The 13,373-nt window shown below is 66.6% G+C and carries 1 protein-coding gene; it reads left to right on the forward strand.

The annotated features are described in order from the left end of the window. The first annotated feature begins 266 nt into the window (after nt 1-266). Nucleotides 267-13,220: a non-ribosomal peptide synthetase gene (locus HU737_RS04650; protein WP_186555672.1), complete on the forward strand. Its 12,954-nt coding sequence runs from the start codon at nt 267-269 to the stop codon at nt 13,218-13,220. Nucleotides 13,221-13,373 lie beyond the last annotated feature (153 nt).

A 13,373-nucleotide genomic window follows, 5' to 3' on the forward strand; every position in this document is an offset into this window, starting at 1 on the left:
CCAACGACGGTCGACAAGCTATTCCCAATGATAATGATTGTCAAATACGAAAGTTAATGAGACTCCATTCGTATTGGTTCTAAGCTTACCCGCGTGAACCGGTTCACTTCGCGCTAGCCGCGCGACGCGCTGTTCCGCCCTCTGCGCAGTTAATTATTTGCCTCGCCCATCCGTTCCCCTGTGTACATCCAGCTGCCGAACCCTGCCCTCCAACCTTGCGTGGCGGCGTTCGGTGCGACTCACCCAGACACTGGCAGGAACACCCCATGACGGACGCCTTCGAACTCCCGCACTCGCTGGTCCAGGCCTTGGCCCAACGCGCCGCGCAGACCCCGGACCGGATCGCCTTGCGCTTTCTGGCCGATGATCCTCGCGAGCAGGCCGTACTCAGTTATCGGGACCTCGACCTGCGTGCGCGAACCATCGCCGCGGCGCTGCAACAGCGCGCCGAGTTTGGCGATCGGGCGGTGTTGCTGTTCCCCAGTGGTCCGGACTACGTCGCGGCATTCTTCGGCTGCCTGTATGCCGGGGTGATCGCGGTGCCGGCCTATCCGCCAGAGTCGTCGCGCCGTCATCACCAAGAGCGCCTGCTGTCGATCATCGACGATGCCGAACCGCGTTTGCTGCTGACGGTAGAGGCGCTGTGTGACAGTTTGCAGGGCCTTGAGGCTCTGGCCGGTGACGCCGCGCCTGAGCTGCTGGCCGTCGACCCTCTGGCCCCAGCCTTGGCCGATCAATGGCGCCAGCCGCAGTTGGCCGGCAATGACATCGCCTTTTTGCAGTACACCTCCGGCTCCACCGCGCTGCCCAAGGGCGTGCAGGTCAGCCACGGCAACCTGGTGGCCAACGAGCAACTGATTCGCCACGGCTTTGGCATCGACCTGAACCCGGACGATGTGATCGTCAGCTGGTTGCCGCTGTACCACGACATGGGCCTGATTGGCGGCCTGCTGCAACCGATCTTCAGCGGCGTGCCGTGCGTGCTGATGTCGCCGGGGTATTTCCTGGCGCGGCCGCAGCGCTGGTTGCAGGCGATCAGCGAATATGGCGGCACCATCAGCGGCGGCCCGGACTTCGCCTACCGCTTGTGCAGCGAGCGGGTCAGCGAGGCGGCCTTGGCTGGGCTCGACTTGAGCCGCTGGCGCGTGGCGTATTCCGGCTCCGAGCCAATCCGCCAGGACAGCCTGGAGACCTTCGCCAGCAAGTTCCAGGTGTGCGGTTTCGACCCGCAGAGCTACTTCGCCAGCTATGGCCTGGCCGAGGCGACCCTGTTCGTCAGCGGCAGCCGTCGTGGCCAGGGCATTGCCGCGCTGGAGATCGACGCCCAAGCGTTTGCCAGCCACCGCGCCGAGCCAGGCACAGGCAGCGTGCTGATGAGCTGCGGCTACCCCCAGCCAGGCCATGCGCTATGCATCGTCGACCCGCAGCGCCAATGCGTGCTGGGCGACAACCTGGTCGGTGAAATCTGGGCCAGTGGCCCGAGCATCGCCCTGGGCTACTGGCGCAATCCCGAGGCCAGCGCGCGCACCTTCGTCGAGCTGGACGGCCAGACCTGGCTGCGTACCGGCGATTTGGGCTTCATGCGCGAGGGCGAGGTATTCGTCACTGGGCGTCTGAAAGACATGCTCATCGTGCGCGGGCAGAACCTCTACCCGCAGGACCTGGAACAGACCTTGGAGCGCGAGGTCGATGTGCTGCGCAAGGGCCGGGTGGCGGTGTTCGCCGTTGATGATCAAGGCGAGGAGGGCATTGGCGTTGCCGTGGAGATCAGCCGCAATGTGCAAAAGGCGCACACGCCGCAAGAGCTGATCAAGACCCTGCGCCAGGTCATCGCCGACGCCTGCCGCCAGGCCCCGGCAGTGGTGCTGCTGCTCAACCCGGGTGCCTTGCCCAAGACCTCCAGCGGCAAACTGCAACGCTCAGCCTGTCGCCTGCGCATGGACGATGGCAGCCTGGATTGCTACGCACGCTTCCCGGCCGTCGCCGAGCAGACGCTAGACGCTGCGCCGGCTGATGAACTGCAAACCCGCATTGCCGCCATTTGGCGCGAATTGCTCAAGGTCGAGGCGGTTGCGCCAGACGATCACTTCCTGCTGCTGGGCGGCAACTCCATCGCCGCCACCCAGGTCACTGCGCGGCTGGCCGACGCGTTGGGCATCAACCTGAGCCTGCGCACGCTGTTCGAGGCGCCGCTGCTGGCCGACTACAGTGCAGCCGTGGCCGCGCTGCTCGCCGAGGGCGGACAGGGCAATGGCCGCATCGACACGCTGGGCCGTGGCCAGGCATTGGCGCAATCGCTGGCGCAGAATCGCCTGTGGCTGCTGTGGCAACTGGAGCCGACGTCGGCTGCCTACAACATCCCGGCTGGCTTGCACCTGCGCGGCGAGCTGGATGTTGCCGCCCTGGAGCACAGCTTCCAGGCATTGGTGGCCCGCCACGAATCGTTGCGCACGGTGTTCAGCGAGATCGATGGCCAGGCCCTGCAACGGGTGCTGCCTGAGCAGCGGTTTGTTCTACAGCAGGTCGATCTGCACGGGCAGGATGCGACTGAAGTCGCTGCCCGTCGTGAAGCCGAGGCGCAACAGCCGTTCGACCTGGTCGAAGGACCGTTGCTGCGGGTGACCCTGGCGCGGCTGGATGACGAGGATCATCAGCTGTGGGTGACCCTGCACCACATCATCGCCGACGGTTGGTCGCTGAATATTCTGCTCGACGAGTTCGCCCGCCTCTACGCGGCCCGCTGCCAGGGCCAGCAGGCGAGCCTGGCGGCGCTGCCGCTGGGCTATGCCGACTACGCTATCTGGCAGCGCCAGTGGCTGGCTGAAGGCGAGGCCGCGCGTCAGCTCGAACACTGGCAACACCAGCTGGACGATGAACTGCCGGTGCTCGACCTGGGCAGCGACCACCCCCGCTCCAGCCAACGCGACAAGCGCGCCGCACGCCTGAGTGTGAAAGTCCCGGCCAAGCTTGCCGACGCGCTCAAGGGTTTGGCGCACGAGCAGCAGGCCAGCCTGTTCATGGTCCTGCTGGCCGCCTGGCAAGGCCTGCTGCACCGCTATACCGGCCAGGGCGACATCCGCGTCGGCGTGCCCAATGCCAACCGCCCGCGCCTGGAAACCCAGGGCATGGTCGGCTTCTTCATCAATACCCAGGTGCTGCGCGCCCAGCTCGATGGTCGGCAGTCGTTCGCCCAGCTGTTGGCCCAGGTGCGCCAAGCGACCCTGCACGCCCAGGCCAATCAGGATTTGCCGTTCGAGCAACTGCTCGAAGCCTTGCCGCAGGCCCGCGAGCAGGGCCTGTTCCAGGTCATGTTCAACCACCAGCAACGCGACTTGTCGGCGCTGCGCCGTCTGCCCGGCTTGCTCGCCGAAGAGCTGCCATGGCACAGCCGCGAAGCCAAGTTCGACTTGCAACTGCACAGTGAAGAAGATCATCAAGGCCGCCTGAGCCTGGCCTTCGACTATGCCGCCGAGCTGTTCGAAGCCAGCACCATCAAGCGCCTGGCCAATCACTTGCTGGCGTTGCTCGAACAGGTCAGTGCGCAGCCGCAGTTGGCCTTGGGCGAGGTGCAGTTGCTCGATGAGCAGGCCCGCGCACAATTGTTGGGCTGGGGCCAGGCGCCCGCGCCCGTGGCGCAGCGCCTGCTGGTCGAGCAACTCAACGAACAGGCGCGGCTGACGCCTGAACGCACCGCGCTGGTGTGGGAAGGCGGCAGCCTCGACTACGCCAGCCTGCACCAGCAGGCCAACCGCCTGGCGCATTACCTGCGCGACAAGGGCGTCGGCCCCGACACCTGCGTGGCCATCGCCGTGGAGCGTTCGCCGCTGTTGCTGGTCGGCCTGCTGGCGATCGTCAAGGCCGGTGGCGCCTACGTGCCGCTGGATGTCGACTATCCGCCAGAGCGCCTGGCCTACATGCTCGGCGACTGCCAGGCCAGCCTGCTGTTGAGCCACAGCAACCTGCTCGAGCGCCTGCCGCAGGTGGCTGGGGTCAGCACCATCGCCCTCGATCAATTGCACCTGGACAGCTGGCCCAGCCAGGCGCCGGGCCTGCACCTGGACGGCGACAACCTCGCCTATGTGATCTACACCTCCGGCTCCACCGGCCAGCCCAAGGGCGTGGGCAACACCCACGCGGCCTTGGCTGAGCGCTTGCAGTGGATGCAAGCCACGTACGCGCTCGATGACAGCGATGTGCTGATGCAAAAAGCGCCAATCAGCTTCGATGTGTCGGTGTGGGAGTGCTTCTGGCCGCTGATCACCGGCTGCACGCTGGTCCTTGCAGGCCCCGGCGAGCATCGCGACCCGCAGCGCATCGCCCAATTGATCCAGCAGCATGGGGTGACCACGCTGCACTTCGTGCCGCCGCTGTTGCAGGTGTTCGTCCAGGAACCACTGGCCGCCAACTGCACCAGCCTGCGTCGGCTGTTCTCTGGCGGTGAGGCGTTGTCGGCCAACCTGCGCGAGCGCGTCCTGCAGCTGCTGCCCCAGGTGCAGTTGCATAACCGCTATGGCCCGACCGAGACCGCCATCAACGTCAGCCACTGGCATTGCCAGAGCGCGGACGGCGAGCGCTCGCCGATTGGCCGGCCGCTGGCCAATGTGTTGTGCCGGGTCCTCGATGATCAGCTGGAGCTGAGCGCGCCGGGTGTTGCCGGCGAGCTGTATCTGGGTGGGGTGGGCCTGGCCCGCGGTTATTTGGGCCGCCCTGGGCTGACCGCCGAGCGCTTCGTGCCGCAAGCCGATGGTAACGGCGAGCGCCTGTACCGCAGTGGCGACCGCGCCCGCTGGTGGGTTGAGCAGGGTGCCCTGGAATACCTCGGGCGTCTCGACCAGCAGGTCAAGGTGCGTGGTTTTCGCGTCGAGCCCGAAGAAGTGCAGGCGAGCCTGCTGGCCCAGGCGGGTGTCGAACAGGCGGTGGTGCTGATTCACCAGGATGCCGTCGGCGCCCAGTTGGTCGGCTACTACAGCGGCGTCGAGCAAAGCGCTGCGCTGCTGGCTGCCTTGGCCGAGCGCTTGCCGGCGTACATGGTCCCGGCGCAACTAATCCATCTGGCGCAAATGCCATTGGGCCCAAGCGGCAAGGTCGAGCGCAAAGCCCTGCCGGCACCGGTTTGGCAGCAGCGTGAGCATGTCGAGCCGCAGACCGAGCTGCAGCAGCAGGTCGCGGCCATCTGGCGTGAGGTGCTCAACCTGGAACAAGTCGGCCTGCAGGATGATTTCTTCGCCCTCGGTGGCCACTCGTTGCTGGCCACCCAGATCGTCTCGCGGACCCGCCAGGCACTGGATGTCGAGCTGCCGCTGAAGGTGCTGTTCGAGGCCAGTGAGCTGGCAGCGTTCTGCGCCGCAATCGCCAGCATCCGCGAACGTGGCGAACGTAACCAGCAGGGCGAGATCGCCCGGGTCGACCGTCGTCAGGCGGTGCCGCTGTCGTATTCCCAGCAACGCATGTGGTTCCTCTGGCAGATGGAGCCCGATAGCCCCGCCTACAACGTCGGTGGCATGGCCCGCCTGCGTGGCACCTTGCACGTGGATGCCTTCGAGCGCGCCCTGCATGCACTGATCGCCCGGCACGAGACCCTGCGCACCACCTTCCCCAGCATCGATGGCGTGCCGTACCAGTGCGTGGCCGAGCACAGCGCGCTCAAGGTGCAATGGCATGACTTCAGCGCCACCCCAGCACCGCAGCGCCAACAACGTCTGCAGGCATTGGCCGACGCCCAGGCCCACCAGCCGTTCGACCTGGAGCGCGGCCCATTGCTGCGTGCCTGCCTGGTCAAGGCCCAGGAGCGTGAGCACTACTTCGTGCTGACCCTGCATCACATCGTCACCGAAGGCTGGGCCATGGACATCTTCGCCCGCGAACTGGGCGAGCTGTACGAGGCCTTCGTCGACGACCGCGAATCGCCCCTGGCGCCGTTGCCGGTGCAGTACCTGGACTACAGCGTGTGGCAGCGCCAGTGGCTGGAAGGGGGCGAAGGCGCACGGCAACTGGCCTACTGGCAACAGCGCCTAGGCGATGAACACCCAGTGCTGGAGTTGCCGACGGACCGCCCGCGCCCGGCAGTGCAGAGTCACCAGGGCGCGCTGTATCGCTTCGACCTCGACCCCGCCCTGGCCGCCCGCGTGCGCGCCTTCAACAGCGAACGTGGCCTGACCCTGTTCATGACCATGACCGCTACCCTGGCCACTTTGCTGCACCGCTACAGCGGCCAACGCGACCTGCGCATCGGCGCGCCGGTGGCCAACCGCATTCGCCCGGAAAGCGAAGGCCTGATCGGCGCCTTCCTCAATACCCAGGTGCTGCGCTGCGAGCTCGATGGCCAGATGCGCGGCGCTGAGCTGCTCGAACAGGTGCGCCAGACCATCGTCGCAGGCCAGTCGCACCAGGACCTGCCGTTCGATCAGTTGGTCGAAGCCCTGCAGCCACCGCGCAGCAGTGCCTACAACCCGCTGTTCCAGGTGATGTGCAACGTTCAGCGTTGGGCCTTCCAGCAGAGCCGTGAGCTGGCCGGCATGCAGGTCGACTACCTGGTCAACGACGCCAGCGCGACCAAGTTCGACCTGTATCTGGAAGTCACCGACCTCGACGGTCGCCTGGGCTGCTGCCTGACCTACAGCTGCGACCTGTTCGACGAGCCACGCATCGCGCGCATGGCCGAGCACTGGCAGCAGCTGTTGATCGGCCTGATCGACAACCCGCAGCAACGCCTGTGCGAACTGCCGATGCTCAGCGGCGCCGAGCAGCAAGTGCTGGTTGGCCAATTGCAGGGCGAGCATGACTTCGACCTGGGCCACACCCTGCACGGGCTGTTCGCCGCCCAGGCCGAGCGCACGCCGCACGCCCGTGCGCTGACCTTCGCTGGCCAGCACCTGAGCTATGCCCAGCTCGACCAGCAAGCCAACCGCCTGGCGCGTGCCCTGCGCGAGCGTGGTGTCGGTCCGCAGGTGCGCGTCGGCCTGGCCCTGGAGCGTTCGCTGGAAATGGTCGTTGGTCTGTTGGCGATCCTCAAGGCTGGGGGCGCCTACGTGCCGTTGGACCCGGAATACCCGCTCGATCGCTTGCACTACATGATCGAGGACAGCCGCATCGGCTTGCTGTTGGGCCAGCGTGCGCTGTTCGACAGTATCGGCCCGTTGCCTGCGGGCGTAGCGCGCTGGTGCCTGGAAGATGACGCAGCGTCACTGCCCAGCTACAGCGATGGGCCGTTGGCTAACCTCAACCTGCCGCAGCACCAGGCCTACCTGATCTACACCTCCGGCTCCACTGGCAAGCCCAAGGGCGTGGTGGTCAGCCATGGGGAAATCGGCATGCACTGCCAGGCGGTGATCGCTGCCTTCGGCATGCGCAGCGACGACTGCGAACTGCACTTCTATTCGATCAACTTCGACGCTGCCACCGAGCGCTTGCTGGTGCCGTTGCTGTGCGGTGCGCGGGTGGTGATCCGCGCCCAAGGCCAGTGGGGCGCCGAGGACATCTGCCAACTGGTGCGCGAGCAGCAGGTGAGCATCCTCGGTTTCACCCCAAGCTACGGCAGCCAGCTCGCCCAGTACCTGGCAAGTGTTGGCGAGCAATTGCCGGTGCGCCTGGTCATTACCGGTGGCGAAGCGCTGACGGGTGAGCACCTGCAACGCATCCGCCAGGCGTTCACCCCAGAGCAGCTCTTCAATGCCTATGGGCCGACGGAAACCGTGGTCATGCCGCTGGCCTGCGTGGCCCCGCAGACGCTGCCCGCCGATGCCGGCAGTGTGCCGATTGGCCGGGTGATCGGCGCGCGTACCGCGTACATCCTCGATGAAGACCTGGCGCTGCTGGCGCAAGGTGGCATCGGCGAGCTGTATGTCGGCGGTGCCGGCTTGGCTCAGGGTTATCATGACCGGCCGGGGCTGTCTGCCGAGCGCTTCGTCGCGGATCCGTTCAGCCATGATGGGGGGCGTCTGTACCGCACGGGCGACCTGGTCCGCCTGCGCGCTGACGGTCTGGTGGAGTACGTTGGCCGCGCCGACCAGCAAGTGAAGATCCGCGGTTTCCGCATCGAGCTGGGCGAGATCGAAAGCCGCCTGCAAGAACATGCCGAGGTCGACGAGGCAGTCGTGCTGGCGCTCGACCTGCCGGGCGGCAAGCAGTTGGTCGGCTATCTGCTCTGCGACCAGGCGCTGGCCGACAGCGAGGCTCAGGCCAGCCTGCGCGAAGCGGTCAAGGCGCATGCCCGCCGCCACCTGCCGGACTATATGGTGCCTGCGCACCTGGTACTGCTTGATCAGTTGCCACTGATGGGCAACGGCAAGCTCGATCGCCGCGCACTGCCAGCGCCGGACCTGGAGCAGGCGCGGCAGCACTACCAGGCCCCGGCCAACGAGCTGGAAGCGCAACTGGCGCAGGTCTGGCGCGAGGTGCTCAACGTCGCGCGGGTGGGCGTGCAGGACAACTTCTTCGAACTGGGCGGCGATTCGATCCTGTCGATCCAGGTGGTCAGCCGGGCGCGGCAGCTGGGCTTGCAGTTCACCCCGCGTGACCTGTTCCAGCACCAGACCATCCAGACCCTGGCGGCGGTGGTCAGCCGCAGCGAGGCGCCAAGCGACATCGAGCAAGGCCCGCGCCAGGGCAGCACTGCGCTGACGCCGATCCAGCATTGGTTCTTCGACAGCCAAGTGCCCGAGCCGCAGCACTGGAACCAAGCCGTGCTGTTGCAGGTGCGCCAACCGTTGCAGGCGCAAACCCTGGAGCAGGCCTTGGCGGGCTTGCTCGCTCACCACGACAGCCTGCGGCTGAATTTCACCCAGGTGAACGGTCGCTGGCAGGGGCGGTACGCCCAGCCAAGCGCCCAGCCCTTGCTGTGGACCGCTACCGTGGCAAATCTCGACGACTGCCAGGCGCTGTACAGCGATGTGCAGCGCAGCCTCGACCTGGAGCAGGGGCCGCTGTTGCGCGCCTTGCTGGTCAGCGACGGGCAGGGCGGCCAACGCCTGCTGCTGGCGATCCACCACCTGGTGGTCGACGGTGTGTCCTGGCGGGTGCTGCTCGAAGACTTGCAGGCGTTGTACCGCGGTGAGGCGCTGGCGGCCAAGACCCACGCGATGGGCGACTGGGCGGCGCGCCTGGCGGCCTATGCTGGTAGCGATTCGTTGCGTGATGAGCTCGATTGGTGGCAAGGCCAGCTGGCCAGTGTCCGCCACGAGCTGGCGTGTGATCATCCGCAAGGCGGCAACCTGCACCGTCATGCCCAGACCCTGGCGATCAGCCTGGATGTCGAGCAGACCCGCCAGCTGCTGCAACAGGCACCCGCCGCTTATCACACCCAGGTCAACGACCTGTTGCTGACTGCCCTGGCGCGTACCCTGTGCCGCTGGAGTGGTGACAGCGAGGTGCTGGTGCAGCTCGAAGGCCATGGTCGTGAAGGCTTGTTCGAAGACCTCGACCTGACCCGCAGCGTCGGTTGGTTCACCAATGCCTATCCCTTGGCCTTGAGCCCCGAGCTGGGCGAGGGCGAGCAAGCCCGCGCAGGCTCGATCAAGCGTATCAAGGAGCAACTGCGCCAGGTGCCGCACAAGGGCCTTGGCTACGGCGTGCTGCGCTACCTGGCCGATGACGCCGGGCGTGAGCGCATGGCGGCCTTGCCCCAGGCGCGGATCACCTTCAACTACCTGGGCCAGTTCGACCAGCAGTTCGATGCGGCGGCGTTGTTCCAGCCGCTGGATGCGCCAGCTGGCCTGGCCCATGACCTGGACGCGCCGCTGCCCAACTGGCTCAGCGTCGATGGCCAGGTCTATGGCGGCGCCTTGCAGCTGCGCTGGACCTTCAGCAACCAGCGGTATAACGCGCGCACCATCGCCGAGCTGGCCGAGGCCTATCGCCGTGAACTGCTGGCGCTGGTCGAGCACTGCCTGGCAGAGGGCAACGGCAGCTTCACCCCGTCGGACTTCCCCCTGGCGCAACTGAGCCAGGAGCAGATCGACAGCCTGCCCATCGCCGCGGCCGAGATCGAAGACGTCTACCCGCTGACGCCGATGCAAGAAGGCATGTTGCTGCACACCCTGCTCGAGCCGGGCACCGGCATCTACTACATGCAGGACCGCTACCGGATCAACAGCGCGCTCGACCCGCAGCGCTTCGCCCAGGCCTGGCAAGCGGTGGTGGCACGCCACGAAGCCCTGCGCGCCTCGTTCAGCTGGAATGCCGGCGAAGCGATGCTGCAGATCATCCACAAGCCGGGCAAGACCCCGGTGGATTACCAGGATTGGCGCGGCCTCGACGCGCAGGCCCAGGAAGCGCGCCTGCAGGCCCTGCATAAAGAAGAACGCGAAGCCGGCTTTGCCCTGTTGAGCCAGGCGCCGTTCCATCTGCGCCTGGTGCGTGTGGCCGATGAGCGCTACTGGTTCATGATGAGCAACCACCACATCCTGATCGATGCCTGGTGCCGCTCGCTGTTGATGAACGACTTCTTCGAGATCTACCAGGCCCTCGGCGAAGGCCGCCAGGCGCAACTGCCGGTGCCGCCGCGCTACCGCGACTATATCGGCTGGCTGCAACGCCAGGACCTCGACGAGGCGCGCCAGTGGTGGCAGGCCAACCTGGCCGGTTTCGAGCGCGCCACGGCGCTCCCCAGTGACCGTCCGCTGCGCCATGACCATGCCGGCGACGGCATGATCGTCGGCGACTGCTACACCCGCCTGGACGTGCCGCAAGGGGTGCGTCTGCGCGAGCTGGCCCAGGCTCACCAGCTGACCATCAACACCTTCGCCCAGGCGGCCTGGGCCTTGCTCCTGGCGCGCTACAGCGGCGAGCGTGACGTGGTGTTCGGGGTGACGGTGGCTGGGCGTCCGGTCAGCCTGCCGCAGATGCAGCGCACGGTTGGCCTGTTCATCAACAGCGTCGCCCTGCGCGTGCAGTTGCCGGCAGCCGGCCAGCGCCAGAGCGTGCGCCAGTGGCTGCAAGGCCTGCTGGAGCGCAACATGGAACTGCGCGAGTACGAGTACCTGCCGTTGGTGGCGATCCAGGAGCGTAGCGAGCTGCCCAAGGGCCAGGCGCTGTTCGACAGCCTGTTCGTGTTCGAGAACGCGCCGGTGGAAACCGCCGTGCTCGATCACGCCCAGCACCTCAACGCCAGCTCCGACTCAGGTCGCACCCACACCAACTTCCCGCTGACAGCGGTGTGCTACCCGGGCGATGACCTGGGCCTGCACCTGTCGTTCGACCAGCGCTACTTCGACTACCCGACCGTCGAGCGTTTGCTGGCCGAGTTCAAGCGCCTGCTGCTGGCGCTGGTCGAAGGCTTCGACGGCGATGTCGCCGAGCTGCCATTGCTCGGTGCCGAGGAGCAACGCTTGCTGCTCGATGAGTGCAACCGCACCGAGCATGCCTACAGCTTGGAACAGAGCTATGTGGAGCTGTTCGAGGCGCGGGTTGCCGCGCATCCCGAGCGGATCGTCGCGCGCTGCCTGGAGGCCTCGTTCGACTATGCCGGGCTGAACCTGGCGGCCAACCGCCTGGGCCATGCCCTGGTCGCGGCGGGGGTGACCCTCGATCAACCGGTGGCGCTGCTGGCCGAGCGTGGCTTGCCCTTGCTGGGGATGATCGTCGGTAGCTTCAAGGCCGGCGCCGGCTACCTGCCGCTGGATCCTGGCTTGCCGGCGGCGCGCCTGCAGCGCATCGTCGAGTTGAGCCGCACGCCAGTGCTGGTGTGCAGCGCTGCGCAAGCCGACCAGGCGCGCCAGTTGCTCGATGAAGTGGCGGGTGCGGTACGACCGAAACTGCTGGTGTGGGAAGACGTCCAGGGCAGCGCTGTGGCCAGCCATGACCTGGGCATTCACAGTGGGCCAGACAACCTGGCCTATGTGATCTACACCTCCGGCTCCACCGGACTGCCCAAGGGGGTGATGGTCGAGCAGCGCGGCATGCTCAACAACCAGCTGAGCAAGGTGCCGTACCTGGTACTGGATGAGCAGGACGTGATCGCCCAGACCGCCTCGCAGAGTTTCGACATTTCGGTCTGGCAGTTCCTCGCCGCGCCGTTGTTCGGCGCCCGGGTAGAGATCGTGCCCAATGCCATCGCCCATGATCCGCAAGGCTTGCTGGCGCATGTCCAGGCCAGCGGCATCACCGTGCTGGAAAGCGTGCCGTCGCTGATCCAGGGCATGCTCGCCAACGATCACCAGCACCTGGATGGCCTGCGCTGGATGCTGCCGACCGGCGAGGCCATGCCGCCTGAGCTGGCCGCGCAGTGGCTGCAGCGCTATCCGGCGATTGGCCTGGTCAACGCCTATGGACCGGCGGAATGCTCGGATGACGTGGCGTTCTTCCGCGTCGATGCGCAATCGACCCAGGGCAGCTACCTGCCGATTGGCACGCCGACCGACAACAACCGCCTGTACCTGTTGAACGAGGACCAGGCGCTGGTGCCCTTGGGCGCGGTGGGCGAGTTGTGTGTCGCCGGTACCGGGGTTGGCCGTGGGTATGTCGGCGATCCCGTGCGCACGGCACTGGCATTCATCCCGCATCCCTATGGCGCGCCGGGCGAGCGTCTGTATCGTACCGGCGACCTGGCGCGGCGCCGGCCGGATGGCGTGCTCGAGTACGTCGGGCGCATTGACCATCAGGTGAAGATCCGCGGTTATCGCATCGAGCTGGGCGAAATCGAAGCCCGTCTGCACGAGCAGGGCGAGATTCGCGATGCGGCGGTAGGCGTGCAGGAGGGCGCCAACGGCAAGCACCTGGTGGGCTATCTGGTCGCGCATCAGGGCATCGTCGCCGACGCCGCGCTGCTCGAACAGGTCAAGCAACGCCTGCGCGCCGATCTGCCGGAGTACATGGTGCCGCTGCACTGGGGCTGGTTCGACAGCCTGCCGCACAACGCCAACGGCAAGCTCGACCGCAAGGCGCTGCCGGCCATCGACATCGCTAGCCAGCACAGCCAGGCCTACCTGGCGCCGCGCAACGAGCTGGAACAGACCCTCGCCGGGATCTGGGCCGATGTGCTCAAGGCCGAGCGGGTAGGGGTGCACGACAACTTCTTCGAGTTGGGCGGGCATTCGTTGCTGGCGACCCAGATCGCCTCGCGGGTGCAGAAGCAGCTGCAGCTCAACGTGCCGCTGCGGGCGATGTTCGAGTGCAGCACGGTAGAGGAGCTGGCCAGCTACGTGCAGGGCTTGCAGGACACGGCGCTGGACGACGACAAGGTCGACCGGCTCAGTGACCTGATGGCCGAGCTGGAGGCGCTTTGACTGCCGGCGCCTGAACTAAGCGCTGGCTGCCGAGATCGGCAGCCAGCCCGGTTTTGTGGTGTCACGACCGGCCTCTTCGCGGGCAAGCCCGCTCCCACAGGCACCCCGTTGACCTCGAAGCCAGCGCGGTACCTGTAGGAGCGGGCTTGCCCG

Source organism: Pseudomonas urmiensis (assembly GCF_014268815.2).
Lineage (GTDB): Bacteria > Pseudomonadota > Gammaproteobacteria > Pseudomonadales > Pseudomonadaceae > Aquipseudomonas > Aquipseudomonas urmiensis.

What these genes read in the sequence shown, in the direction of transcription:
- HU737_RS04650 (WP_186555672.1), top strand. Translation starts at nt 267, where the DNA reads ATGACGGACGCCTTCGAACTCCCGCACTCGCTGGTCCAGGCCTTGGCC.